This is a genomic window from Halalkalibacterium halodurans (assembly GCF_004376175.1).
Classification (GTDB): Bacteria; Bacillota; Bacilli; order Bacillales; family Bacillaceae_D; genus Halalkalibacterium; species Halalkalibacterium halodurans.
The window spans coordinates 1-26,552 of record NZ_SNUY01000002.1 but is presented as its reverse complement, the minus strand read 5'-3'; the positions used below and the strand labels follow the sequence as shown (position 1 = coordinate 26,552).

General features: G+C 44.6%; 23 protein-coding genes. 6 read left to right on the top strand and 17 right to left on the bottom strand.

Translation table 11 applies throughout. The features are described from left to right. The first annotated feature begins 9 nt into the window (after nt 1-9). From glgA to E2L07_RS00875, 5 genes are all read left to right on the top strand, one after another. The gene (gene glgA, locus E2L07_RS00895) at nt 10-1,440 is read left to right on the top strand and encodes a glycogen synthase GlgA (protein WP_134228590.1); all 1,431 of its coding nucleotides are present in this window, start codon (nt 10-12) and stop codon (nt 1,438-1,440) included. Next, complete coding sequence (locus E2L07_RS00890; RefSeq protein WP_134228589.1) at nt 1,437-3,884, top strand: glycogen/starch/alpha-glucan phosphorylase; 2,448 nt, start codon at nt 1,437-1,439, stop codon at nt 3,882-3,884. The genes glgA and E2L07_RS00890 overlap by 4 nt, the downstream gene beginning before the upstream one ends. Before the next feature lie 161 nt (nt 3,885-4,045). Further along, on the top strand, nt 4,046-5,062 hold the full coding sequence (locus E2L07_RS00885) for a FecCD family ABC transporter permease (protein WP_053431682.1): 1,017 nt from the start codon (nt 4,046-4,048) through the stop codon (nt 5,060-5,062). Nucleotides 5,063-5,076: 14 nt separating this feature from the next. Further along, complete coding sequence (locus tag E2L07_RS00880; protein WP_053432017.1) at nt 5,077-6,066, top strand: FecCD family ABC transporter permease; 990 nt, start codon at nt 5,077-5,079, stop codon at nt 6,064-6,066. A gap of 11 nt (nt 6,067-6,077) precedes the next feature. Further along, entirely contained in the window at nt 6,078-6,902 is an 825-nt protein-coding gene (locus E2L07_RS00875) for an ABC transporter ATP-binding protein (protein WP_134228588.1), read from the top strand. A 141-nt stretch (nt 6,903-7,043) separates the two neighbouring features. On the opposite strand, the gene E2L07_RS00870 is transcribed toward E2L07_RS00875, so the two are convergent. From E2L07_RS00870 to E2L07_RS00830, 9 genes are all read right to left on the bottom strand, one after another. After that, nucleotides 7,044-7,796: a glycerophosphodiester phosphodiesterase family protein gene (locus E2L07_RS00870; RefSeq protein ID WP_134228587.1), complete on the bottom strand. Its 753-nt coding sequence runs from the start codon at nt 7,794-7,796 to the stop codon at nt 7,044-7,046. Between the two features lie 98 nt (nt 7,797-7,894). Then, nucleotides 7,895-9,274, bottom strand: a complete 1,380-nt coding sequence (locus E2L07_RS00865; RefSeq protein ID WP_134228586.1) for an ABC transporter substrate-binding protein — start codon at nt 9,272-9,274, stop codon at nt 7,895-7,897. Between the two features lie 29 nt (nt 9,275-9,303). Continuing rightward, nucleotides 9,304-10,116 carry a carbohydrate ABC transporter permease gene (locus E2L07_RS00860; RefSeq protein ID WP_053431686.1) on the bottom strand — a complete coding sequence of 271 codons (813 nt, stop codon included), beginning with the start codon at nt 10,114-10,116 and terminating at the stop codon, nt 9,304-9,306. After that, entirely contained in the window at nt 10,113-11,024 is a 912-nt protein-coding gene (locus tag E2L07_RS00855) for a carbohydrate ABC transporter permease (protein WP_134228632.1), read from the bottom strand. The genes E2L07_RS00860 and E2L07_RS00855 overlap by 4 nt, the downstream gene beginning before the upstream one ends. 22 nt (nt 11,025-11,046) lie before the next feature. Then, nucleotides 11,047-12,183: an ABC transporter ATP-binding protein gene (locus E2L07_RS00850; RefSeq protein ID WP_134228585.1), complete on the bottom strand. Its 1,137-nt coding sequence runs from the start codon at nt 12,181-12,183 to the stop codon at nt 11,047-11,049. Further along, nucleotides 12,143-12,748 (bottom strand): glycerol-3-phosphate responsive antiterminator, encoded by a 606-nt coding sequence (locus E2L07_RS00845; protein ID WP_010897245.1) that lies wholly within the window; start codon nt 12,746-12,748, stop codon nt 12,143-12,145. Before E2L07_RS00845 ends, E2L07_RS00850 begins: the two co-directional genes overlap by 41 nt. Continuing rightward, nucleotides 12,741-13,553 carry an HAD-IIA family hydrolase gene (locus E2L07_RS00840; protein WP_053431687.1) on the bottom strand — a complete coding sequence of 271 codons (813 nt, stop codon included), beginning with the start codon at nt 13,551-13,553 and terminating at the stop codon, nt 12,741-12,743. The genes E2L07_RS00845 and E2L07_RS00840 overlap by 8 nt, the downstream gene beginning before the upstream one ends. A 384-nt stretch (nt 13,554-13,937) precedes the next feature. Beyond that, the gene (locus E2L07_RS00835) at nt 13,938-14,393 is read right to left on the bottom strand and encodes a GNAT family N-acetyltransferase (protein ID WP_134228584.1); all 456 of its coding nucleotides are present in this window, start codon (nt 14,391-14,393) and stop codon (nt 13,938-13,940) included. Nucleotides 14,394-14,532: 139 nt separating this feature from the next. After that, nucleotides 14,533-15,744 (bottom strand): PucR family transcriptional regulator, encoded by a 1,212-nt coding sequence (locus E2L07_RS00830; protein WP_134228583.1) that lies wholly within the window; start codon nt 15,742-15,744, stop codon nt 14,533-14,535. Nucleotides 15,745-15,953: 209 nt separating this feature from the next. On the opposite strand from E2L07_RS00830, the gene E2L07_RS00825 reads away from it, so the two are divergent. Further along, a complete protein-coding gene (locus tag E2L07_RS00825; RefSeq protein ID WP_134228582.1) occupies nt 15,954-17,183 on the top strand; it encodes an IS4 family transposase in 1,230 nt (409 codons plus the stop codon). Nucleotides 17,184-17,299: 116 nt separating this feature from the next. On the opposite strand, the gene E2L07_RS00820 is transcribed toward E2L07_RS00825, so the two are convergent. The 8 genes from E2L07_RS00820 to E2L07_RS00785 all read right to left on the bottom strand — a co-directional run bounded on the left by E2L07_RS00820 (nt 17,300) and on the right by E2L07_RS00785 (nt 26,402). Then, nucleotides 17,300-17,977: a fumarylacetoacetate hydrolase family protein gene (locus E2L07_RS00820; RefSeq protein ID WP_134228581.1), complete on the bottom strand. Its 678-nt coding sequence runs from the start codon at nt 17,975-17,977 to the stop codon at nt 17,300-17,302. Nucleotides 17,978-17,988: 11 nt separating this feature from the next. Continuing rightward, entirely contained in the window at nt 17,989-19,050 is a 1,062-nt protein-coding gene (locus E2L07_RS00815; protein ID WP_053431689.1) for a tartrate dehydrogenase, read from the bottom strand. Nucleotides 19,051-19,407: 357 nt separating this feature from the next. Continuing rightward, entirely contained in the window at nt 19,408-20,304 is an 897-nt protein-coding gene (locus tag E2L07_RS00810; protein ID WP_010897239.1) for a manganese catalase family protein, read from the bottom strand. A 110-nt stretch (nt 20,305-20,414) separates the two neighbouring features. After that, complete coding sequence (locus tag E2L07_RS00805; protein WP_053431690.1) at nt 20,415-21,923, bottom strand: GH39 family glycosyl hydrolase; 1,509 nt, start codon at nt 21,921-21,923, stop codon at nt 20,415-20,417. Between the two features lie 19 nt (nt 21,924-21,942). Next, on the bottom strand, nt 21,943-22,788 hold the full coding sequence (locus tag E2L07_RS00800; protein ID WP_134228580.1) for an SDR family oxidoreductase: 846 nt from the start codon (nt 22,786-22,788) through the stop codon (nt 21,943-21,945). 12 nt (nt 22,789-22,800) lie between these two features. Beyond that, a complete protein-coding gene (locus tag E2L07_RS00795) occupies nt 22,801-23,682 on the bottom strand; it encodes a carbohydrate ABC transporter permease (RefSeq protein WP_010897236.1) in 882 nt (293 codons plus the stop codon). 12 nt (nt 23,683-23,694) lie between these two features. Beyond that, nucleotides 23,695-24,648, bottom strand: coding sequence for an ABC transporter permease (locus E2L07_RS00790; protein ID WP_053431692.1), 954 nt, complete (start codon nt 24,646-24,648; stop codon nt 23,695-23,697). A 101-nt stretch (nt 24,649-24,749) separates the two neighbouring features. Further along, entirely contained in the window at nt 24,750-26,402 is a 1,653-nt protein-coding gene (locus tag E2L07_RS00785; protein ID WP_053431693.1) for an extracellular solute-binding protein, read from the bottom strand. Nucleotides 26,403-26,552 lie beyond the last annotated feature (150 nt).

Genomic DNA, 26,552 nt, shown 5'->3' with positions numbered 1-26,552 from the left:
AGAACAACAGTGAATGTGTTACACGTCGCTTCAGAATGCAGCCCTTTTTTCAAAACAGGGGGACTTGCCGACGTTCTCGGTTCGCTCCCAAAAGCTCTTATAAAACAAGGGATCAATGTTTCCGTCATCCTACCAAAATATGGACACCTCTCTGACGAATGGCAGAACCAATTAACGTTAAAAAAATCGTTCACGGTCTCCGTCACATGGCGAAATCAATATTGTGGACTGGAGCAGTTTGTAGATCAAGGAGTGACCTACTACTTCATCGATAACGAATATTACTTTAAGCGGGAACGCCTTTACGGCTATCTCGATGAGGCTGAACGGTTCACATTTTTTAATCATGCTGTTCTTAGCTCTTTACCGTTCCTTGATGAATCACCTGATTTAATTCATTGCCATGATTGGCAGTCAGGTCTTATTCCTGCCTATATGAAAACGGGTTCCGTCGAAAATCCCGTACCAACGGTGTTCACAATCCATAACCTTCGCTATCAAGGAGCCTTTCCCCTTGATGTTTTTCGCGAATTGCTTCACTTTGCGCCAGAGCACTTTGCTGGATTAGAGATGGACGGTGCGATCAATTTTTTGAAGGGAGCACTCGTCCATTCTGACCGGGTTACAACGGTAAGCCCAACATATGCTCAGGAAATACAAACCCCTGCCTTTGGCGAAGGCTTGCACGGATTGCTTCATCAAGAACGAGGAAAAACAAGAGGTATTTTAAATGGGATTGACCTGGAGGATTTCGATCCAAAAACCGATCCGCATGTTACGTATCCTTATAAGCACAATCAAATGGAAAAACGGAAAAACAAACAGGTCATCCAACGTCTGTTTGAATTGCCAGAGCGCAAGGACATTCCTCTTATTGCGATGGTCAACCGTCTCGTAGAAGAGAAAGGGGTCCCTCTTCTCACCCAAATTGCAGGTGAACTTGTGACAACGGAAAATGTGCAGCTCGCCATTCTCGGTACAGGCGATCCTTCTTTAGAGGACCAACTGCATCATCTAGCTTCTTTGCATCCACATCAAATTTCATTTAAATGTGTGTTTGCGGAGCCGCTCGCACGTAAGCTTTATGCAGGGGCTGATTTATTCATCATGCCGTCCCGATTCGAACCGTGCGGACTTAGCCAAATGATTTCCCTTCGCTACGAAACGGTTCCAATCGTTCGTGAAACAGGAGGGTTATATGACACGATTCAATCCTATAATGAAGAAATAGGCAAAGGAAATGGATTCAGTTTTACTCACTATAACGCCCATGATTTCTTGTATACAATCAAGCGAGCCCTCCGTTTTTATCGTACGGAAAAAGAGTGGGAAAACCTTTTGCTTAACATCTACAACTCGGAAGTAGGATGGGACGTTTCCGCCAAACAATATACAGCGCTTTATGAAGAAATACTAGGGAAAAGGAAGGTGGAGGCATGAGTCTATTCGTTCACGAGTTCCGCCAGCAATTCAGCGATAAATTAATGACGACCTTTGGGAAAAAGGTTGAGAAGGCCACCCCTTTTGAGGCCTTTCAAACAGTGGGCCTCATTTTGCGAGAGCTCCTTAATCGAAAATGGCAGGATACGAAAGGAACGTACCGAAGCAACTCACAAAAACAAGTGTATTACTTCTCAATGGAATTTTTACTCGGACGCTTAATGACAACCAACCTTTTGAACTCAGGCCTGTTGGAAACTTGCAAACAAGGGCTTGAAGAGCTTGGTTTTAACTTGGAAGAAGTTCTCGGCCAAGAGCAGGATCCTGGATTAGGCAATGGTGGCCTCGGTCGGTTAGCCGCTTGCTTTCTTGATTCCCTAGCCTCTTTGGAGCTGCCGGGCCACGGCTGCGGGATTCGCTATAAATACGGCCTATTTCAACAAAAAATCGTCGACGGCAACCAAGTGGAATTACCAGATTATTGGCTTAAAAATGAATATGTGTGGGAGACAAAAAGGCTGGACCAAACAGTGGAGGTTCATTTTGGTGGTGAAATCGAAACCGTGGAAGAGAGTGGCCGCCTGACGTTTAAACATCATCACTATGAAAAAGTACTAGCGGTCCCGTATGATATTCCGGTATCAGGGTATCAAAACAATACGGTGAACACCCTTAGGCTTTGGAGCGCAGAATCGACAACCAATGACTTTCACTTTTATTCAATTGATCGAAAAGACTATTACCACTACTTAGATTATAAGCGTTCGGTTGAACAGATTTCCGAGTTTCTCTATCCAGATGACTCTTCGTACGAAGGCCGCCTGCTTCGCTTGAAACAGCAATACTTTCTCGTGTCGGCTGGCTTGCAGTGCATTTTGCGGGAATTTAAAAACTCTTATCCATCGGTCGATCTTTTACCTGAAAAAATAGCGATTCAAATCAATGATACCCACCCGAGTCTTGTCATCCCTGAGCTCATGCGATTGCTTTTGGATCAAGAACAACTTTCGTGGGAAAAAGCATGGGAGCTTACGACACGCACGGTTGCTTATACGAATCATACAACGATGAGCGAAGCGTTAGAAACATGGCCAGTTGATATGGTTAAAACGTTATTGCCACGGATTTACATGATCATTCACGAGATTAACGAGCGCTTTTGTCGCCATCTTTGGCTTGCCCATCCGACGCTACGGGACGAAATTAAACATATGGCGATCATTTCTTACGGGCAAATTCATATGGCTCATTTAGCTATTGTCGGTAGCTATAGCGTAAACGGCGTCGCCAAACTTCACACAGACATTTTAAAAAATAGTGTGATGAAGCCGTTCTATACGGTCTTCCCGGAAAAATTCAACAATAAAACGAACGGAATCACCCACCGGCGTTGGCTATTGATGGCCAATCCACCCCTCGCGTCACTTATTACCGAAGCGATCGGAGAAACGTGGGTCCGTGAACCGAAGCAATTGATCACCTTGCTTAAATATGCCGGTGACGCGGCATTTCAAGAGAAAATTGCTGGAGTGAAACAGGCAAATAAAACAGCATTGGCCAAATACATTCAAGAGAGAACAGGCATCCGCGTCGATGATCGCTCAATCTTTGATGTGCACATTAAACGGCTTCATGGCTATAAAAGGCAGCTGTTAAATGTTTTTCACATTCTTCATTTGTATGAAATGATCCGCGATAATCCGAACATGGATATGGTTCCACGGACGTTTATTTTCGGTGCCAAAGCTGCTCCAGGGTACCACTTTGCGAAAAAGGTCATTAAGCTGATTACGACGACTGCCGCAAAAATCGCAGCAGATCCAATCGTTAGAGAGAAGATCAGAGTGGTATTTCTCGAAAACTATAACGTATCATTAGCGGAACAGATTATCCCTGCTACAGATGTAAGTGAGCAAATTTCAACGGCGAGCAAAGAAGCTTCTGGCACAGGTAACATGAAATTCATGATGAATGGCGCGATCACGATTGGGACATTAGATGGTGCGAATGTAGAAATTCGTGAAATGGTCGGGCCGGATAATATTTTCACATTCGGATTAACGGCTGAAGATGTGCTCGCCTATCAGCTTTCACGCATGTATCGCTCACGGGATGTATACAACGGTGATCAACGGATTCGCCGCGTGATGGATCAGCTCGTCAACGGCTCGTTATCCAATGACGACGTGGAGTTTAAAGACATTTACTATACCCTCCTTTCAAATAATGATGAGTATTTCGTGCTGAAAGATTTTGATTCATACGTGGAAGCTCAAGACTTGCTTGAGCAAGCCTATCGTCAACCGACAGAGTGGTTGAAAAAGAGCATTACGAACATCGCTCATTCCGGAAAATTTTCAAGTGATCGAACGATCTCTGAATATGCAAGTGAGATTTGGGACATTCACCCTGTCACGATTTCCTCGACCACCCAATCGCGGTAACCTCTTCTAAACGCCTTAAGCATCTATCGTCATGCTTAGGGCGTTTTCAAATTCAGTCCTCCTTCTGTTTTTTCATTGAATCTTTCTTCTTTCCGTTATATACTTATTTGAGTGATAATGATTATCAATATTAATTGTATATTTCTAGAAGGTGACACCCTGTGCGAAAAAATGAATACATATCCAGACCGATTATTGGTGCCATCGCGGCGATCATTGGTCTGGTATTATTGGCCGTAGCTATGGCAGCTTCGATTTCCTTAGGAGCGGCCGACGTGGGCTTTAAAACCGTCTGGCAAGCAGTATTTGCTTTTGACCCGACGTTAACCGAACACCAAATTATCCAAGAATTGCGGATCCCTCGTTCCGTTGCCGCGGCACTTGTGGGCGCATGTCTCGCCATTTCAGGCGCGATCATGCAAGGAATGACACGCAACCCGCTCGCCTCTCCTTCCATTTTAGGATTAACGGACGGCTCAACCCTTGCGATCGCCATTGCGTTTGCTTTCATTCCTGGGATTTCATTTTTACAAACGATGTTAATGTCGTTTGCAGGAGCGGGAGTTGCAGCAGCACTCGTTTTCTCAATTGTCTTTCTAGCAAAGGGACAGCTCTCTCCTGTGAAGTTAGCGTTGGCAGGCGTCGCAATCGGTGCCCTCCTTGACTCGCTTGCGACAGGGATTGCTATCCATTTTCAAGTTGCGCAACATGTAAGCTTTTGGTATGCGGGCGGCGTTGCTGGAACAAACTGGACACAGATTCAATTTCTCGTACCTGTCTTTTTGCTCGGTCTCTTTTTATCCTTGTTCATTGCCCGTTCCATTACCGTTCTTAGTTTAGGAGATGAAGTGGCGGTAGGATTAGGACAACGAACGTTCTTTGTCCGGATTGTGGCCATTCTTGCCGTCCTCCTATTAACCGGAGCCGCCGTTTCAGTAGCAGGAGCGGTCGGGTTTGTCGGGTTAATCATCCCCCACGTGACGCGCTTTCTTGTCGGAGTTGACTATCGGGTCGTGCTACCATGTTCGGCGGTTTTTGGCGCCCTCCTACTTGTGCTCGCAGACATTGGGTCTCGAATGGTGAATCCTCCATTTGAAACTCCGATTGGGGCCATCACCGCCCTTGTCGGTGTCCCATTCTTTCTCTATCTAGCACGCCGAGATCGGAGGGGTTTATAGTGAACCGTCGCAACATGACATACTTTATTATCGTTTCTGTTCTTATTTTTATTACGTTCATTGTTAGTCTCAATACGGGAGCTGTTCGAATTCCTCCTTCAGATGTATTGAAAACATTGATTGGGATGGGGTCCGAACGGCAAGAGCTCGTCCTGTTCAGCTTTCGCTTGCCGCGAATGGTGCTAGCATTGCTGATCGGTGCCGGACTGGCGGTTGCTGGTACAATCTTGCAGGGGATTACGAGAAATGCTTTAGCAGATCCAGGCATTATCGGGATTAACGCCGGAGCTGGGCTTGCCGTCGTCTTATTTATTTCCTTTGTGCAAGGAAGCATAACCGGCCTATCTACCTTTAACATTTTTCTTATGCCGCTGTTTGCCCTAATGGGAGCAGCAACAGCCGCCGTCTTAATCTACCTTTTCGCGTTAAAGAAAGGGGAAGTGACACCGACGCGCCTTATCCTTGTAGGGATCGGAATTGCCGGTTTATTTTCAGCCGCGATTCTCATTTTTCAATTGCGAATGGAACCGCGCGATTTTATGAGTGCAACGATTTGGTTAACCGGTGCCATATGGGGAGCGAATTGGAGCTATGTTTTAAGCTTACTTCCATGGATTGTTCTGTTCCTTCCACTCGTTTTATATAAGGCTCGTTATTTAAATGTCTTGAACTTAGGCGATCCGGTTGCGGTTGGGCTTGGCACACAAGTTGAAAGCGAGCGGCGCTGGCTCTTATTTGCAGCCGTGGCCCTTGCCGGTTCGTGCGTCGCTGTCGGCGGTGCGATTTCCTTTTTAGGCTTAATCGCCCCTCACCTTGCCCGCCGCGTGGTAGGACCGAACCATTACGTCCTCCTTCCTGCGGCCGCATTAACCGGCTCATTGCTCCTATTGTTTGCCGATTTTGTTGCTCGTCATTTGCTGGCACCAAATGAAATTCCTGTTGGCATCGTGGTTGCCTTTTTTGGCGCCCCTTATTTCATCTATTTACTCATTAAAACACCGTAAGGAGGAAAACCATGTCCATCATTTATACGGAGTCATTGTCGATCGGTTACGGCGATACAAAAATTGTAGAGGATCTCAACATTGCCATTCCAGAAGGGAAAATCACGACGATCATCGGCGCAAATGGCTGCGGGAAATCGACGATTCTCAAAACGATCTCACGGATCCATGCTCCACAATCCGGCGTAGCTTATTTAGATGGGAAGGCGATTCACAAACAAAAAACAAGGGACATCGCTAAAAAAATGGCGATTCTCCCGCAAACACCGGAATCTCCTGGAGAACTTACTGTATATGAGCTCGTCTCATATGGCCGTTTTCCCCATCAAAAGGGGTTCGGACGTTTAACTGAAGCCGACCATCAAATCGTCGAAAAAGCACTACACTCTACTGGACTTGAAGAGTTCCGTCATCGCCCGATTCAGGCGTTATCAGGTGGGCAGCGGCAACGGGTATGGATTGCGATGGCGCTTGCACAACAAACACCGCTCCTCCTTCTTGATGAGCCAACAACGTATTTAGATATGGCCCATCAACTAGAAGTGTTGTTGCTTCTAAAAAAGCTCAACGAACAAGAAGGGCGCACGATCGTGATGGTTCTTCATGATTTAAACCATGCCGCTCGTTTTTCCGATTATTTAATTGCTTTGCGAAAAGGAACGGTCGTAAAAGAGGGCACGCCAGAGGATGTCATGTGTTCAGATGTTTTACGTGACGTTTTCCAAATTGAAGCGACGATTGTCAATGACCCGACAAGTGGGAAGCCTGTCTGTCTTTCCTATGATACCCTCAGGGAAACCATAGAAAACGAAACGCGAGAGGCGGTTGTTGTTTAAGTTGAACGATCTTCATTGTCAGCACTTTACACTTTCTAGCCGTATTAGCGAAACTTGTCTTCCCCTAATCTGAATGATGATAAGTGAACCTTCCGTAAATTGCATAAAAGCCCCGTTCTTACACTGGACGGGGCTCTGTTGTTACTTTGTTGTAGAAAGCTCAAGGGCAACTCTTATGGCAAGCTCAGGATCATCAGTGAAAATCCCATTAACCCCGAGCTGCATATAACGACGGATGTCCTCTTCTTGATTTAATGTAAAAGGACGAAGCTTCAGGCCTTTCTGGAGCAAGTGGTAAACCTCTGCTTCCGTCATCGCCGGGTAATAAAAATGATAGCCAGTCGCGCCAACTTTTTGTACATAGCCTCCTGGGTCATATAGGGCCGCCATCACAATGACTGCTAATTGATTTCGCGTAAATGAACCCGACAGTTTCTTGATCAACACATGATCAAAGGAGGAGAGGATCACTCGATCTCTCATTTTGAACGTGTCGATACAAGCGGAGATCGCGGTAAACAAACGATCCCGATCTTCCACTACTCCCTTTAATTCAACGTTAAAGATGAGCTCATTCGATTGGGCCCATGCAAACACTTCATCTAACGTTGGAAGCGTCTCCCCTGTAAAACGTTCGTCGAACCAGCTCCCTGCATCTAACCGCTTCAGTTCGCTCAATGTATGGGCACGTACTAAGCCGCTTCCCGATGTCGTTCGGTTTAAATGCAAATCATGAATGACGATCAGTTGATCATCTTTCGTCAGTTGAACGTCAAGCTCAATACCGTCAGCACCGACTCCTTCTGCTGCACGAAAAGCGCTCAGCGTATTTTCAGGATATTTGCACGACACCCCGCGATGGGCATAAATGTGTGTTCGTTGCTTCTGGGACATACTCCGACACTCCTTTTTTATGTACCATGCTCCAGCGACAAAGCGGGAAGGCCTTAAGGGACACGCCCCCAAGACCTCCAACACGTCCTCTTTATATGTTATTCCCCTGCTGTCCGGTTGTACACCTCAATCGCCCGATTTGTTCCTTCTGCCGCCTGGTCAAGCGCTGTTTTCGGGTCCGTTCCTTGCAGCATATTTTCCAGGGCCGTGACGACGTGCTGTCTTGACTCTGGGAAGACAGGGATGAGCGCCCCTTGCGTTGCTGTCGATGGAACCGTCTGTTGCAGCTGTTCAATCGGTACGCGAAGCTGTGGAATGTTCTCATGCTCTTGTTCAACAATTGGCTCCTCATAAGCATCGGGATTGATGGCAAAATAGCCCGTGTTGATATGCCATTCCGCTTGCACCTCTGGGGTTTGCAAATACTTTAAGAAATCAAACGCTGCCGCCTGCTCTTCTTCAGAAATGCCATTCGCCATCCAGATCGAGCCACCCCCGATAATGACACCATTTGGCTCCACATCATCTGCATGAGGAATGAAGCCGACACCAACTTCAAATGGAGCAGCCTCCACGGTTCCTTTAATACCCGCCGTTGAGTCGAGAATCATCGCGACTTGCTCTGCTTGGAATGCAGCGCGAAGATCGTCCCAGTTCGTTCCAAAGTACCCGAACGTGCCATCGTTGTTCATGTCATAAATCCATTCAAAAACCCGCAATCCCTCTTCTCCGTTGAATACAGCTTCTGTTGCTTCATCCGTACGACCGTTGTCATTGTTCACATAATCGGCCCCTTGCGTTGCAAGTAGCTGCTCAAAGAACCAGCCATAACCTAGAATTGAGAACCCGTATCGATCATCTGTCGTTAACTTTTCAGCAGCCTCTTTGATTTCTGAGAAAGAGCGTGGTGGATTTTCTGGATCCAGTCCCACTTCTTCGAACGCATCTTTATTGTAGTAAAGGGCTGGTGTCGAGGAGTTAAACGGCATCGAATATAAATCCCCATCTACGGAATAGTACGTTAAAATGTTTTCTTCTAATTGGGACACGTCGTAATTGTCCTTATCAATCCATTCTTGAACCGGAGTAATAAAGCCACTTTCGATCATATATTTTGTCCCAATTTCAAACACTTGTACGAGGCCAGGTGAATCACTTGTCCCGCCCACGCTGCGGAATTTTGTCAGTAGCTCCTCATAGGAACCTTGATATTCAGGTACAATCTCTACTTCGTCTTGTGATTCATTGTAAGTGGCCACAAGCTCGTCGAGGGTTTCCCCTAAACCACCACTCATCCCGTGCCAAAATTCGACTTGGAGCTTTTCAGCATTAGCCACACCTTCTCCGGCTTCCTCGCTCGATTCATTATCCGCTTCTGCAGATTCTTCCTCGCTTCCTGTTTGTTCGGAGCCTCCCGAACACGCAGCTAACCAAAAAGAACAAAAAATGACCATAAGCATGAATACGAATTTTTTCACCTTAACTTCACTCCTTTTTAAAATATGCGTTACTTAATTGCTCCTTGCGTTAACCCTTTTTGCAGCTGCTTCTGCCCGAGAAACAGAAGCAATAAGGTAGGAATAATGACAACGACGACTCCTGCCATAACCACCCCCCATTCGGTCGCAACTTCAACCGTTTGTAATTGTTTAAGCCCGATTTGGACCGTTCGCTTACGATCATTTGTCGTGACGAGAAGCGGCCACAAGTACATGTTCCACGTCGTTAAAAATCCGTAGATTCCAAGAGTCACTAGACTCGTCTTCGCATAAGGAAGGCACACTTTATAAAAAAATTGAAACGGAGAAAGTCCCTCGACTTGCGCTGCTTCATGAAGCTCCTTCGGAATCGTCTTAAAATGCTGGCGAAGCAAAAACGTCCCAAAGGCGAGGGCGAAAAATGGAACGGTCATCCCTAAATAGGAGTTTAGCCAGCCTAGTTTTTGGATCGTGAGAAAATTCGGGATCATGGCCGCTTCCCACGGAATCATGAGCGTAGAGATGAACAAGAGAAACACGAACGTCCGCCCTTTAAAAGGGATAAAGGCAAAGACATATGCAGATAACGAACAAACGATGAGCTGACCGATCATAACTGTGATTGAGACAATGAAACTATTTTGCAAATAGTGAAGAAGCGGGACCGTTGAAAAAACTTTTTCATAGTTGTCAAAGTTAACGGACGACGGAAAAAATGCCCGGCTCAACACTTCAGCACCGCTCATAAAGCTTACAAAAAACGCGTAAACAATCGGAAAAAAGATAAGCAATGCCGAGAGACATAGGAGCGGATATACGATATAAGGTCTCGTCGTTTTCATTGATAGTGCACCTTCTTCTCGCCAAACTTAAACTGCACAAGGGTTAACAGCAAAACGAGTAAAAATAAAATCACCGCTTGCGCACTAGCCGTGCCAAATTGATAGTTGATAAACGCATCTTGATAGATCGAATAGACGATGAGATTAGTCGCTTCTGCTGGTCCACCACCTGTTAAAATGTCGACCTGGCCGAACGATTGAAACGAGTGAATAAATGTGATGGTAATAATGAAAAACAACGTTGGTGACAGCATCGGTACCGTAATCCGGAACAGTTGATAAAAATAGCCCGCTCCATCTATCCGAGCACTTTCGTATAAATGCTGATCAATGTTTTGCAACCCGCCTAGTAGGACCAAAAAAGAAAATCCTGTATTCATCCAAATCGTAGTGATGGCAATCGAGATTAACGCCCATTTTGGGTCGAGTAGCCACGGAATGCTGTCGATACCAATGAACCCTAAAATTGAATTCAAAATGCCAACGGTCGGATGGAACAAAAACAACCAAATGACCGCAGATGCTGCAACCGACATGCCCATCGTGGAAGAAAAGATCGTCCGGAATAGACCAATCCCTCGTAGCTTTTCATTGGCAATTAAGGCGAGAAATAGTGCAAGTAGAACGCCGGTTGGTACAGTATAAAGAACGAATAAAAACGTCGCTGACGCACTCTTTCGAAACGGATCGGATTGAAAAAGATACAGGTAGTTCTCCAACCCGACAAACAGAGCAGCGTTTCCTTGCGCATCTGTGAGAAAGAAGCTAAGATAGACCGTTCGGATCATTGGAAAAAACAAAAAGATAGAAAATAGTAAAAGCGATGGGAATAAGTAGAGCGCCGCTATCCGAACATTCGCGGTTCGTTTCCAAAATGACGCTTTTTCTTGGATGACGTGCTGCTTCATTTTTTCTTGTACGCGAGTCGCTTCAGCTGGATTCAAGGGATACCGCCCCCCTTAGGTATGGTTGATTCTGATCAGGTGATACGAGCGTTTTTCCCGTTTCTCCATCAAAAAGGTAAAGATGCTCCTTTGCAAAAGAAATCGCAATGGTTTCATGGAGTTGATAAGGCCACTGTCCGAGCCATTTCGCTTTCCATTCATGCTCACCAACCTTAAACGCGAGCAACGTTTCATTCCCTAATACTTCAACATTTGTAACTGTCACGTGCCATTGGACGTGCTCAGGGGTTGGTGCATCTGCCCTCGCTATTTGCTCAGGACGAATGCCAAGCTGTACGGTATCGCTACTGATGCGCATTAGCAGCTGTTCTTCGATTGGTAAACGCAAGGAGCCTATGGCAAGCTCTCGATTCATTCGATCCACCGTCGCCTTGGCAATATTCATCGGTGGTGCTCCAATAAAGGTGGCCACAAACAAATTCGCAGGTGCATTATAAATGTCGAGCGGTGACCCGACTTGCTGAACTTGACCGTCTTTTAGTACCATGATCCGGTCCCCCATCGTCATCGCCTCCACTTGATCGTGGGTCACATAGATCATGGTCATTCCTAACTGTCGTTGCAATTGACGAATCTCTGTGCGCATATGCCCCCTCAGCTTCGCATCTAGGTTGGATAGAGGCTCATCCATTAGACAGAGAGGGGCTTCACTAACGACCGCCCGCGCAAGTGCCACCCGTTGCCGCTGTCCACCAGATAACTCCCGCGGCTTTCGCTTTAAATAGTCGGTTAAGCCAAGCATGGCAGCCGCTCGTTGGCAGCGCTCTGACCGCTCTGCTTTTTTTACTTTTCGGACTTTAAGGCCGAATAAAATGTTTTCTTCCACCGTTAAATGGGGATAAAGGGCATAGTTTTGAAACACCATCGATAAGTTCCGTTTGCTTGGTGGTAAATGGTTGGCTGTCGCTCCGTGAATTTTTAATTCACCAGCACTGATATCTTCTAACCCAGCAATCATCCGTAGCATAGTGCTCTTACCACAACCAGAAGGTCCAACAAGGATAAAAAATTCCCCTTCCTTGATCGATACGTTAATATCCTCAACAGCAAACGTCGTTTGATCATAGCTTTTGCATAGGTTCAATAACTCGACATGACTCATTCGTTGTCTCCTCCCTCTCTATAAAGCAATCGAGCACATGACTTCCTGATACCGCGGCAGCGCCTGCACGTAAGGCGAGATCCATCTCTTCCTTTTCTTGAAAAAGTCCACCTGAGACGATATGAAACGGGAGCCTGGCAACCAATTCTTCGATTATGCGAGGCATAATAAGCCCCGGCATCGCCTCAACTGCATCTGGTTCAATCTTTAAACACGTATCAATCGCTTTGTTTAATGCGTGGCGGTCGATAAGAAAGATGCGTTGGATCGTCTTAAGTCCAAGTTTTTTTCCTTGCATAATTGCCTGCCCCTTCGTGCTAATAATTCCGTCAGGGGCAATCACTTCTGCAATGTAGCGCATTCCTTCATGAGTGTTTGCTTGAACCCCCGTAATCAGATCGACGTGAAGATAGACGGTTTTCCCCCTTTGCTGTAAGGCATACACTTTTTCAGGTAAGTCGAGCATCGTACCGGTTAGTAAAAAGACGGTTTGGACGTTTGATTCCAAGCAACGGTCTGCCATCTCCCAATCGGTAAGGGCAAAGATATAAGGCTGTTCAAACATAACGTACCTCCTTTAGCGCTTCATACAGTTGTTTAAGAGAATCATATTCATATGTAGGCTTCTGCTTGACAAACTCCAACGAACTTTTCTTCGTCACACCGCTATACAGCAGAACGGTATCGATTCCGACAGCTTGTCCAATCGCAATATCACTAGTGAGCGAATCTCCAATCATCACTGACCTGCTGCGCGCATGGCGAATTTTTTTCAAAAGTACTTGCTGCATCCAAATCGACGGCTTCCCCACAGTCTCCGCTTGGTGAATGTCCATTTTTTCATTCATGAGCACCCTTGCAATGGACCCTGTGTCAAGGAGCAATCCATTGGGAGTCGGGCAAAACAAATCAGGATTTAACAGTACGAGCCTCGCCCCTTGTTGTAGAAGAAAAAACGCTTCTTGCAGTTGGTTATAACCGATATTCGGCGCCATCCCTAAAATGACGTACACTTCGCCACACACAGGATCTCGCGACGAATGAAGAAGGTGCAACCCCTCTCTTGAAATTTCTTCCTTAATCATTGGAGACCCGACGATGTATAGACTAACAGGTCCCTGCTTTTCCCCGAAATATTCCAAAATCGCTAACGTCGGTGTCAATAGCTGCTGCATGGAAACTGTTAAACCCATTTGCTGCAAATGCTGCTTTAATTCTTTTCGCGACCGGATCGGATGATTCGTTAAAAAATAAAGTTGTTTCTTTTGGGCCGTCAGTTCGGCAATGATCTCTTTCGCATAAGGAAAGAGCGTTTTCCCGTTGACTAGCGTTCCATCCAGATCAAAAAAGTACGTTCGATATTCTTTCACGCGCTTCACCATCCTAAGTCAATCGGTAAACACGACAAAACCCTAATCGCTACAAGAAGAATACAACTGACATGTCTGTATCCTTTTTGCAACCATTAGGGTTCTCTCATCACGTCTCCACCCGATCGTGTCGCTAATGTATTTCTTTGATTTCTACCTTACGCTGTTTTTGTAAAACTGATATGAAGCTAGGGTGAATGTTTTGCAAAAGAAATGTTAAGACCCTAGCCACGGAAAGGCTGACACCTGTTTTTATCACGTCCCTGACAAGTTGGCAAATACACATTACGATGTTTTCTAGTAAAAGGGAAGCCTACTCAGTGCAAAAAAGCCCCTTATTTAAAAAGAGGCTTTCATCTGTTTCCTTTTAAGAACTATTTTGGCCTATAATGCCTTTGTCATATACAAACTATTCGGGTCTTCCGTATAATCGGCAAACGGCTCACAATACTGGAAACCGAATGCTTCATACAATTTCCTAGCTGGCTCAAAAGCTTCCATTGAACCGGTCTCTAAACTAATCTGTTTGTAGCCACGGCTGTTTGCTTCTTCAATGAGATGATTTAAGAGTCTTTTCGCTACTCCTTTTCTTAAATATGCCTTCGATGTTCGCATCGATTTGATCTCACCGTGATGATCATCAAGCTGTTTCAAGGCACCAATGCCAGCCAAGTCTTCCCCCTCCCATACACTCCAAACCGTGATTTCAGGTTGTTGAAGCGAACTTAAATCTAGCGCATGGATACTTTCTGGCGAGGAGTGTAGCGTCATACCGTGAAGATGTTCCCTTATGAGTTCGACTACTTGATTACTACGCAAATCATCAATTTTTATTTTCATCAAAATCGCTCCTCGGCTATGTTAAGCTTGATCATAGTATACGGCTCACCCTCATCACAAGCCAGCTGTTTGTTAGATTTTATGACGATCTGATACTAAAATCAGCAAAAACCCTATTATTCCAGTATTAGTAAAAGCTCTACTCAACCCGATTTCTCCACCTTCTTAGTTTCAACTCAAGATAAAGACTGACTTTATCTTTCATGTTCTTTACATCAAGACCGGTTAACTCATAAATTCGCTTCATTCGGTAGTTCAGCGTGTTTGGGTGAACATGGAGCAAGGCAGCCGCTGCTTGATTCCGTTCATCCACATCTAAGAAGGCCTCTAGCGTTTGCAATAGCTCTGTTCCTTGCTTCTGGTCATAGGCAGCGAGCGTTTGTACCGTCTCACTTTCTAGTATCGGAACCGAATCAACTATTATCCGATAAAATCCTAATTCATGAAAATAATAGACTTTGTCCAGTTCATACGCGAACTCACCTTTTAGTTCAATCACTTTTTCAGCCTGATGAAAGCTTTCTGAGACGTCGGTTAGCTGGGAGCAGTGCTGCCCAACTCCAGCAAGTACGTTCGCATAAGAGAATTGATCATTCCACGAGCGAATCCACTGGTCAATAAAATGTTTGACCACTTGCTCATCTAGAGGTTTTTTTAACGAATCGGTTAAGTAGACCGTCCATTTCCCGTCGATCAGCATCGCAAATGTGACGAGAATTCGGCTCTTCACTTTTTCCGATATGAAGGAAAGAGCCTGCTCATGTTCCTCCTTAATGGTCCGTTCGCAAAAAAATTGGACGACAACCCCTCGTTCAGGCAAAGGCTCTCCCTCGGCTTGAAAGCGTCTTTTTACTTCAGCTACTGTTTCCGTTCCTTGATAGAGATGACGCCATCTCTCCTCACGCTCCAACCGTCTACGAAATCGTGTTTCCTGTTGTTTAATGAGCATCGCTCGAATTAAGCTCACCATGTCCTTTAAATCGTTTAACTGCTCATCTGTCAACGGTTCCTCTAATTCTAGCACCCATATGTAGCCGAGAACGAACTGCTGTTGGCGAATGCTGATAGCCACTCGATTCCCTAATCCGACAGCAGGGATCCCAGGTATGCGAATGGGCTCATCTGTTTGATTTAATTTTTGAAGTAATCCGCTGGACCACAGCCCTTCAATGACACGATCTGGCACTTGTCGATTCATAATCGTCTCAATCCTTGCCGAATCCGTCTCATGTGAATGTTTACTATATGCAAGCAAACGATGTTCTCGGTCTTCTAATGTCACCGGACCATTTAACGTCAAGCTTAATACATCCACCGCTTCTTGCAACGTGTCAAACGAACGGTCCTTCATGCTTGCCCCTCTCTTATCCACAAGATAATTTCTACATACGAACACACTAGCGTTGCATTAAATAAAAAAAGATTTGTCAAGGTGTAATTAAATTCAATTTTATTGAATTTATGGTAAATACTAGTCTTCAACTTCATAAAAAAATCCTTATAATTAGATGACAGAAGGTACGAAGTCCTGTCCATATCCTAATTATAAGGAGTAAACCTATGGACAAGAATAACACAAAAACGGTTTTTAAGGAATACATTCAACCGACAGACATGAAAGTCATTTCTAAAATCATTGATCAAATGCAAGTGGATAAATATGTTAAAAAACTAGATAGCCTCACCTTTATCAAACTCTTTATTTATGCTCAATTGAAACAGTTATCAAGTCTAAAGGAAATTAGTTTTAAAGTGCGGCATAAGAAAAAATTACAAAAAGAACTTGGATTAAAAAGCATCAGTAAATCCCAATTATCCCGTAAACTTTCTGATTTGCCACCAGAGATTTTTGAATCCATCCTTCATCATTTAGTCCAACAGATCCACCGGGAATTCGGGAAGGAAAAGGGAAATGCTTTATTAGGCAAAATCCATCTCATTGATTCTACTACCATCTCTTTTTGTCTTAGCCAGTATCGATGGGCTCATTTCCGAAATACAAAAGCGGGAGTGAAAATACATACCCGTGTCGTTATTCATGAAGGGGAGATTTCCCCGGATAAGATCATCATCACCCCTGCCAGGCGGGCAGATTCCACACAACTGGATGCCTTGATGGTCATCGAAAAGGATGCCCTTCACGTATTTGATCGGGGATATTTCGATTTCGATAAGTTTGACGATTACTGTAAAAATAACGTTCGGTTTTGTACTCGAATAAAAGATAACACGGTCATCAAGGTTATTGAAGAACTGCCTGTGGACCCATCTTCCGATATTCTTCGTGAGGCGGTGGTCAAGCTAGGAAAAATGAAATACCCTCTACGATTGATTGAAACGCTGGACAGTCAAGGAAACAAGATCTCGATTATCATAAATGATGCAAAGATGAGCGCAGAGGAAATCAGTGATCTTTATCGAAGCCGCTGGCAAATCGAGTTGTTCTTCAAATGGATGAAGCAGCATATGGTTCTGAAAAAATGTTATGGAAAGAGCGCCAATGCCGTTTACAACCAAGTCTATATCGCCATGATTACTTTCTGTTTAACTTTATTAATGAAGAAGAAAGTGCGTTATCAAGGAACTCTCCTTGAGATGCTTGAGTTTATAAAAGAATATTGGTGGAGAAGCTTCTCTGTTTTTCTAAAGGAGCTATTTAAAAAGCCCAAGCGATCATCAAAGGGTCGAAGGCGACTTGATCATGACCGGATTTTCAACGAAACCTTAGCACAATTTGAAGATGGTGATACCCAACATTTAAACGACCTAAGTTATGACCCTATCTACTAATTTGTAAAAAATTGGATAAGGACTACCTTCAAACAGACCCCCCTTATCCTTTTGACTTGATTACCAAGAAAAAAATAAAACTGAATATTTCGTAAAGTTATAAAATGTAATAATTATCAATAATATTCCATTTCTGTACCCTTGACTTTGTCTTCACTTTTTTGTGCAACGCTAGTGATACGAACAGAAAAATGCCCTTTTCGTTCCGTCCCCCAAAAAAGCGAAAGCTGGTCTCCTGATTGGATCGGTCCAACCCCTTCTGGCGTTCCTGTAAACAAGAGGTCTCCCTCTCCTAATCCAAAGGCTTCACCCACTTCTTCAACCATTTGTTCAAAAGAAAAGAGCATCTGCTGTATGTTTCCTTTCTGAACGACCTGATCATGAATCAATAAAGAAAAGTCGGTAGCCTTGCACGTTTCTTCTCCAGGAAATGACCAAAAGTCGGTCACCACTGCCGCATGCTTAAATCCTTTCGCTCGCAGCCATGGGTGGCCTTTTTTCTTTAATTCGTTTTGTTCATCCCGAAGCGTAAAATCGATTCCTAGCGCCATGACATCAACGAGTTCCTCGAGCGAAATTCCTTTTTCGTAGGGCTTACCAATATGCAAAACTATTTCTAGTTCATGATGGATCTCTCCACGGTTACTCGGAAATTCTAGCATCTGTCCATTGGCAATCGTAAGGGAATGGGTCGGTTTTGAAAATAAGATTGGTTTGTCCGGTATTGCATTGCCAAGCTCCCTCGCATGGTCTGCATAGTTTCGGCCAATGCAATAAATGTTACGAATGTCCATTTTGCACTCTCCTACGTTAATGATTTTACCCGTTCAATGATCGCGTCAGCAACTTCTCCTGTTGTTGCTCGCCCACCAATATCAGGGGTCTTAATTCCCGCTTCCGTTACATCTTCAACAATGTCTAATAACGTTTTCCCAAGCTCTTCTTCACCAAAGTGATCGAGCATCATTTTCCCCGCCCATATTTGTCCGATCGGATTGGCCATTCCTTTTCCGACAATATCTGGTGCTGATCCGTGTACAGGCTCAAACATAGACGGGTATGTTCCTTCCACATTTAAATTCGCAGCAGGTCCAATTCCAATACTCCCCATTATCGCTGCGCTCACATCGGTCAAGATATCACCAAAAAGATTACTCGCTACAATCACATCAAATTCAGCAGGCTTTGTGACGAGAAAAGCGGTTAACGCATCAATATGAACCGACTGTTGCTCGATATCTGGGTATTGCTTTCCTACCTCTTGAAAGACGTTATCCCAAAAAGGCATCGAAAAGACGATTCCGTTCGATTTTGTCGCACTCGTCACTCGTTTTCCCCGGGTGGCCGCTAGCTGAAACGCATAGTCAATCGCTCGTTTCGTCGCTTTCTTTGTAAAGATTGCATTTTGAACGACAACTTCATCGTCCCCTTGATGAATCCGTCCCCCCACCTCGCTATATTCTCCCTCACTATTTTCTCGTACAACGAGCAAATCAAACTGATTAGCATGTTTAATCGGTGGATCAATTCCACGAATTTGCTTCGCATGGCGAATATTCAACGACTGTTGAAAGCCGCGGCGTATCGCGATTAACAGCCCCCATAATGAAACATGGTCGGGCACGAGTTGTGGGTTACCGACCGCGCCTAGGAATACAGCATCACTTTCAGTAAGCTGGACAAGTCCGTCCTCTGGCATCATCTCACCATGTTCCAAATAATACTCGCAGCTCCACGGGTATTCGACCTTTTCAAAGGTAAGACCACCATGAACCTCGGCGACCGCATCTAGCACACGAAGGGCATGGGGCATAATTTCTTTACCAACGCCATCTCCAGGAATGACCGATAAGGTAATTTTCTTCATCCGCTCCATCTCCTCGTTCCGTCTTCTAACCTTCCTTTCTATGATAACGGATTTCATTCATTCCTGAAAGCGATCTCTTTTCATTGGGAGACGGGAAAACGTGGGAAATCTATTGACAGCTAAGGGGGACTTAGAACCAGCTTTTGGTTATCTTGAAGGCTCACTTGAATGTCCATAAGGGGCAACGTGAATGTGAAAAATGAATGAGAATTTGCCTTTTATAGCTGTGAACTTACGTAAGTCCACGGCCATGAACGCCGATCAAACAATAGGCAACCCTATGAATCAACAGAAAAAAGGTTCGGAACATCAAACTAAAATGATTCCGAACCTTTTTATTACCGTTAGATCCCGTTCTTACAACCCTGCATTTCGTTTGAGTCGCTTGGCGATTTCAAGAAAGTCGTCGCGCGAAATACCTGGCGCAAACTCCTCAGGCAATTCCTCCAAATCAGGAATCGGTGCACCCTCTGGTGTTCCTTTTACCACTTCGAGCGGACCACCTTCTGTTGGATGCTCTCCCTTCCAAATTTGCGAAATCGTCCGATAATCCATGTCGCTCCACGTATAGAGCTTACGGTGGACTCCTTGATCTTCAAACTTTCGCGCGTAATCAAATTGACGGTTGCTTAAGTTTGGAACTGGTAACATTTTCGTTAAATCGACCCCTGTTGCAATCTCAAGTGCTTTCGCATAGGCGATAATATGAACGCCGCCACGAACGAGCAAGTAACCGATCATTTCTCGAGCAACCGGGTGATCGGTCATTTCATACACGCGCATCTTATGCGTTCTTGCCCCGATTTCAAGAAAATAGTTATGCAGAAGATCAAAGATTAGGTTCCCGCTGTTGACGACGTAGTCACCGCGCCATGAAGCCCCCATCGAGTCCATCGGATAGGACGTTTGTGCTGTTGAAATAAAATGATACGTGTTTCGCTTATCCTTTGCATCTTGCATCGGGGTAATGTCAGGATCTCCGGGAAAGGTGGTTCCTTCAATCATCAGGTTGATCGTATTCGATACGAGCTCCACGTGCCCAAACTCTTCCGCCGTAATGCTCGCTACCAATTCATAAAACGGACGAAGCTTGTGTTTTTGGCGAAAGTTAAACGATTGATACATGTAATTATTCAAGGTCGACATTTCTCCGAATCGACCACCAAGCAGCTCTTGAACGGCGGCGGCTGCATTTGCATCTGGATGATCAGGCTTCGGCAGGTCAATTAACAACTTATCGATCCGTTTAAACAAAACAATTCCCTCCAATGGGTTTTAGCCTTCTCTACCATTTATGAGGAAAATAGATTGTCTTATGCTAAAATCGTTTACCGATGACGAAAATCCATATCTGCTTCCGTTCGTTAATACGAAGGAATCAGCCGATCATCCAGACCAGGATACGTGTTCGTTTCATCTATGATTGGAAAAACTTCGACCAAACTTACTTCGTTTTTCGATAGCGTTAGCTCTAGCTTGAGCGTTCGACTTAATCCATCCCTTCTCTCGGTACGGATAAGAGGCTGAGCGACTTCCTGAAGCGTGTCAATTTCATTCTTTTTCGGAAACCTAGGACGCCCCATCTCCTTCCATACACGCCAAGGGTTCCCATTCGTTTCATCAATCGTTTTTCGCTTAATGAAAACAGCGTCTGATTGAGTTGGCAATTCGATTTGCACGGTTTGCTCTAACCCTTCACCTTTCTCCATGATAAGATTCCAGACGACGAGTTGGATTGAACCATCTTGTTTCTTCGTCACTACCATTTGTGAGTCACGGTAAAGCAACTGTTCTCCAAGCTGGTTAAAAAACGAAAACAAGTGGTAGGTCGGCTTCGCGATCCCATGAAGAGCGATTAACCCAAAGCCTCCGTGGAAAGGTGCAGTAGGGACTCCTGCTTCTTCAAATACGTCGCTGAACGTCCAATAGGAGAATGAATCAACAATGTCACCTGCCTCGCTTAAAATTCGCGCTAAATAAGCGGCGTTAAGAACCGTATCGTGAACCGGGTTAATCGGACTGTAGGATGTATTATACTCCGTAATATGAAAAGGCAAATTAGGAAATGGTGATTGTTGAATGAGCTCCTTTACGTTCTTTAACTCATCTAGCATATGGGTATTTTCATAAAGCTCTTGATAATAATAGTCAGGTGTTACTTTGTGCGGTTTTGCCGACGTATACGCATGCCTTGAAACAAAGTCTACAGGAACCTCTTCCTTATGACAAAATTGTAAAAAGTCTGTGATCCATTCATCTGAACCGCCGCATATAGCCGGGCCACCCACTTGAATGTACGGGTGAACCTCTTTGATCGCACGGGCGGTTATTTTGTACAATTTAAAATACTCTTTCTTATCGGCATGCTGCCAAAAGTTGATTAAATTCGGCTCATTCCATATTTCGAACGGCCATTTTGTCACTTCCTCTACCCCATATCGGTCAATAAAGTGGGAAATAACCGCTTGAATAAGTTGTTTCCACTGGTCATAGTCTTTTGGCGGGGTCACATTCCCTTGCCAATCGAAAATCGTTTGTTCCCCAGAAGCCAATAGCTTTGGCATAAAGCCAATCTCAACAAACGGACGAATGTTCAATTCAAGAAACGTATCGAAAATTCGGTCAATGTACGTAAAATTATAAAACGGCTCAACTGTGCCATCGGCCCGCTTTCGCTCGCGATAAATACCAATGTCATCATGAAGAAGCCCATGTCCTCGTATGTATTGAAAGTTCAGCTCCTTTTGCAATCGCGCGAGATGATCCACGTATTCTTTTTGCAACGCTAAGCCTAACCTTCCCGTGCCGATGCAACACTTCCATTTCTTTGGAAAATAAGCAAATGAATGATCATTTACAACTACTGTTTTCATCTTATCCTTCCTCCTTTCTCTACACGCCCGAATACGCCATAAACCCACCATCGACTGGTACGGTTACACCAGTTACAAATCCAGACATCGTCTCATCTGCTAGCCAAATGACCGTACCTAGTAAATCTTCAGGCTTTCCAAATCGCCTCATTGGCGTATGAGAAAAGATTTTTTTTGAACGCTCTGTCCATGAGCCGTCATCCTGAAGCAGCAGTTTTTTGTTTTGGTCTGTGAGAAAAAAACCAGGCGCGATCGCGTTCACGCGAATGCCAACCTCCACCATATGCACCGCTAACCACTTCGTAAAATTATCAATTCCTGCTTTTGCTGCACTGTAGGCAGGAACCTTTGTCATCGGAGTGGGCCCACTCATCGAGGACATGTTGATGATGACAGCCCCTTTCCGATGGGCCATTCCTTTTGCAAACACTTGTGAGCTTACCATCGCGCTAATTAAATTCAGTTCAAACACGCGCTGAAACCCTTCGACCGTCAAATCAAAAAACGTCTTCGTTTCTTTTGCCACGTTTTCCATACGAACAGTCTCTTCGTCTGTTGTCCCATCAGGGTGATTGCCTCCTGCCCCGTTAATGAGAATGTCGCAAGCACCAAATTCCTTTCTGATCTGTTTTTCAGCTGCTTTCACTTGGTCTACCTCTAACACATCGCAAGAGATGGCAAGCGCATCTCCCCCTGCTTCTCGAATCGTTTCAGCTACTTCGTTTCCTGTATCACGATTTCGATTGAGAATGGCTACCTTCACACCTTGTCTCCCTAATTCATAAGCCATCGCCCGGCAGAGCACCCCACTTCCACCTGTAATGACAGCTACTTTTCCTTTTAAATTTTCATTGATTGGTAGCAAATGTGATCCCTCCTATTCTTTTTCCGCGCCCAATACAATCCCTTTGACGAAATATTTTTGGATAAATGGGTAGACGATCAGCATCGGCAGAGCAGCAATAAAGATTTGCGCCGCTTGAACCGTTCGCTGTGATAGATTTCGAAGCGTTTCCGCATCTGTAATTTGGCTGAAATCTTGCTGGACAACGATCGTTTGCAAAAAGGTTTGTAGCGGGTAGTTGCGAGCATCGTTGTTGTATATCATTCCATCAAACCATGAGTTCCAATGGAACACCATCGTAAACAATGAAACCGTCGCAATCGCTGGGACAGAAATCGGTAAATAGATTTTGAGAAAGATTTGAAAGTGATTGGCTCCATCAATGAAAGCCGACTCTTCCAATGATTTAGGGACCGCTGTACGAAAGAAGTTGAGTAGCAGGATGAGATTGAAGGCATTAATCGCCGGTGGTAATACGAGTGCCCAAATCGTATTCGTTAATCCTAATCCTGTCACGACCATATACGTCGGAACGAGACCTCCATTAAACAACATCGTAATAACAAAAAACCAAATGTAAAATTTTCGTCCCTTGAAGTCACGATCCTCTTTTGATAAGGCATAAGCCGCACAGAGCATCGCGCCCATGGAAATGACAGTCCCAAGAACGACACGGACCACCGAGATCAAAAAAGAGCGAATAAAATTATCGTTGGCAATCGTCCGCTCGTACGCATCCAAAGTGAAATCTACCGGCAAAAACATCACGAGATTAGCTGCCGCGGCACCGCTGCCACTTAAAGAAACAGCAAAAATATGCACGAGCGGCAAAATGCAAAGAACAGCAAATAATAGCAAAAAAGTATAGTTAAAAGCTGTAAACACTTTATAACCCTTCGTTTTGTAGACACGCATCGAAAATTCCCCCTAGAAAATTCTCCAATTCGCATATTTGTAAGCGAGACGGTAACCGATGATGATTAACACTAAGCTGATGAGTGATTTAAAGAGCCCTACCGCTGTTCCATAACTAAAGTCACCGTTTACGAGCGAGACTCGGTAAACATACGTATCGATAATGTCTCCCGTTTGATACACAAGAGGGTTATAAAGGTTAAAAATTTGATCAAACCCAGCGTTTAAAATGTTTCCTAACGACAAGGTCGCGACAACAATAATAATTGGCAGCATCGCTGGCAACGTGATGTGAAGCGTCTGCTTCCATCGATTCGCCCCGTCGACCACGGCTGCTTCATATAAATTAGGGTTAACCGCTGTAATAGCTGCTAAAAAGACGATGGTATTAAAGCCTGTTTCCTTCCAAAGATCGCTAATCACGACCGTCGTCCGAAACCAGTCGTTGCTCCCTAAGAAAAAGATTGGATCGATTCCGAATAAACCTAGCGCTTGATTGACAATTCCTCCATCTGGAGACAAAACATCAATTAAGATTCCACCTAAAATAACCCATGAAAGAAAATAAGGTAAGTAGATGATCGTTTGCACCGTTCGCTTGACGACCATCTGGTACATTTCATTTAATAGTAAAGCGACAATGATTGGGACGATGAGGCCGAAGATCATTTTTAACACAGAAATGACAAGCGTATTCCAAATGACCTGCTTCGCGTAATCATACTCAAACATCGTAATGAAATGTTGGAGTCCAACCCACTCCGACCCAGTAAACCCGAGCCACGGCTTGTAATCTTGGAAAGCCATCACGATGCCAAACATCGGACCGTACTGAAAGATCAAGGCAAGTATGAGGGCAGGGATTAACAACACATGGAGCTGCCACGTCCTACGAAAATTCCACTTTTGTTTCTTTAGCTTCCGTTCTACCGTTTTCGCGTTGCTAGTTACAGCTTGGCTTTCCAACGCGTTCCCTCCTTTACGAAGAAATGAATGGAACAGAAGGTGCCTCCCAGCAAACAGCGGAAATGGGGCTGCACCTTTTTGTTCCATAACAAAATCCGGTACTACTGTTGCACAGATTCATACCACTCATTAACTTCTTCTGTTATCGCCTCTCCACCTGATTGACGCCATTCTTCAACGAATTGATCGAAAGCATCCAGCGGCTTGTTGCCATAAATAATATCGACGAACAACTCGTCCTCCATTCGCTCTAGATGCTCAGATCTTGAAACCATGGTTGGTGTCGGTGGTCCGTTAAACTCATTAATGATCCGAAGGTCGTTTTGCCGATTGACGATCGCAGCAGCTTCAATGTAGTCTGGATCCCGACCAGCAAGTCCTGCCTCATACCCTGTCTTAGGCTCCCTTCCTGTCTCATGAAACTCTTCCAGCAGGCTATACATTTCAAACGGAATGGTCGGAACGTTCGTTGGTAAGAAATAACGCCCTGGGTCGACTACTTCTTCACCAGTGATCTCTTCAAATTGAGCATGATCATATACAGGCTCTCCGTCCTCCATTACATAGTCATAGCCTTCAAACAATCCGTATTCAAAATAGTCTGATTCCCCGAACGTATAACCATAAATGGCATCCCAATACTCAAAAAATTTATCCATGTGCTCAAAATCTTTGTTGAACAAAAACGATCCGACAACATATCCTTCTCCTCTTCGTCCCGCTTGACCGTTAGGCCCACTTACATGAGGGAAAGGCTTCACAATCGCATCTGGAACGACTTGAGCCATTTCACCGATTGGATATCCGTGGGCCCAAGGAGGGGCAGCCATAATACCAGATCGACCGGAAATAAAGCTTTCCTGTGCATCGCCAGCACTTAAAATGGCAAAGTCAGTTGCAAGGTACCCTTTTTCATACCATTCATGAATCTTCGCCAACCCATCTTTCACCGATGGCTGAATAGATCCATATACGAGTGAGCCGTCGTCTCCTTTACTCCATGCCCCTGGAACAAAGTCGCCAAACGCTCCAAAAACCCAGCTACTATCGGCAATGTTTCCACCTCGAAACCCATAATCACCAGCAGCAAAAGTAATTCCGATCGTATCGTTTTTTCCTGTTTCATTCGGATCTTCGTTTACAAATACATCCATGATGTGTTCTAATTCTTCCAATGTTGTTGGCGGTTCTAGGTCAAATTTATCTAGCCAATCTTGGCGAATCCAGAGAAGAGTGTCAGACCCGTTCCCGCCTGAAAATCGAGGAATTCCGTAGCGAACCCCGTCTTTTGTTGACGGATAAAACGCTTGTGGGAATTGCTCAAATAATTGTTTTAACCTCGGAGAAGCATATGTCTCAATCGCTTCATCAACCGGCATCACGAGACCAGAGGCAAGCAAATCAGCCTTAATGGCCGTGTCATTGACTTGAAATACATCTGGCAGCTTCTCACCTGAAGACATCATTAGACGCAATTGTGTATTGAATTGTTCATCATTTGGCTGCGTCCACTCTGTCACGAATTTAATTCCCAACTCCTCTTCAGCCCATCTCGTGACGACGTTATCATGAACATCTTCACCATCTTTAAAAACGGTGCCATCATCAAGAGTACGTGCGGTCGTAATTGTGACTGTTCCGTCTTCATTCGTATTCGTCTCATCTTCCGTTGTGGATCCTTCTTGCGAACAAGCTGTTAGAATACCAACTGCTAATAATCCTACTAAAAATGAGTGAACGATCCTCTTTTTCATGTTTCTCCCCCTTTTCAAATTTGCGTATTGTCAAAACTTTATATAGAAATAGGTTAATAAATCCTATATTAGAGGGCTTTATAAGCAAAAAACTTGCCACCCCCCTGAATTCTAAGGTATTGATGAGGTAACCACACGACATCAATCCCC

Bases quoted from the DNA above. Each gene is read 5' to 3' on its own strand.
- E2L07_RS00890 (WP_134228589.1), top strand. From the start codon at position 1,437: ATGAGTCTATTCGTTCACGAGTTCCGCCAGCAATTCAGCGATAAATTA.
- E2L07_RS00875 (WP_134228588.1), top strand. From the start codon at position 6,078: ATGTCCATCATTTATACGGAGTCATTGTCGATCGGTTACGGCGATACA.
- E2L07_RS00855 (WP_134228632.1), bottom strand. From the start codon at position 11,024: ATGAAGCAGCACGTCATCCAAGAAAAAGCGTCATTTTGGAAACGAACC.
- E2L07_RS00785 (WP_053431693.1), bottom strand. From the start codon at position 26,402: ATGAAAAAGAGGATCGTTCACTCATTTTTAGTAGGATTATTAGCAGTT.
- E2L07_RS00850 (WP_134228585.1), bottom strand. From the start codon at position 12,183: ATGAGTCATGTCGAGTTATTGAACCTATGCAAAAGCTATGATCAAACG.
- E2L07_RS00825 (WP_134228582.1), top strand. From the start codon at position 15,954: ATGGACAAGAATAACACAAAAACGGTTTTTAAGGAATACATTCAACCG.
- E2L07_RS00805 (WP_053431690.1), bottom strand. From the start codon at position 21,923: ATGAAAACAGTAGTTGTAAATGATCATTCATTTGCTTATTTTCCAAAG.
- E2L07_RS00835 (WP_134228584.1), bottom strand. From the start codon at position 14,393: ATGAAAATAAAAATTGATGATTTGCGTAGTAATCAAGTAGTCGAACTC.
- E2L07_RS00870 (WP_134228587.1), bottom strand. From the start codon at position 7,796: ATGTCCCAGAAGCAACGAACACACATTTATGCCCATCGCGGGGTGTCG.
- E2L07_RS00830 (WP_134228583.1), bottom strand. From the start codon at position 15,744: ATGAAGGACCGTTCGTTTGACACGTTGCAAGAAGCGGTGGATGTATTA.
- E2L07_RS00815 (WP_053431689.1), bottom strand. From the start codon at position 19,050: ATGAAGAAAATTACCTTATCGGTCATTCCTGGAGATGGCGTTGGTAAA.
- E2L07_RS00880 (WP_053432017.1), top strand. From the start codon at position 5,077: ATGACATACTTTATTATCGTTTCTGTTCTTATTTTTATTACGTTCATT.
- E2L07_RS00860 (WP_053431686.1), bottom strand. From the start codon at position 10,116: ATGAAAACGACGAGACCTTATATCGTATATCCGCTCCTATGTCTCTCG.
- E2L07_RS00795 (WP_010897236.1), bottom strand. From the start codon at position 23,682: ATGCGTGTCTACAAAACGAAGGGTTATAAAGTGTTTACAGCTTTTAAC.
- E2L07_RS00820 (WP_134228581.1), bottom strand. From the start codon at position 17,977: ATGGACATTCGTAACATTTATTGCATTGGCCGAAACTATGCAGACCAT.
- E2L07_RS00845 (WP_010897245.1), bottom strand. From the start codon at position 12,748: ATGTTTGAACAGCCTTATATCTTTGCCCTTACCGATTGGGAGATGGCA.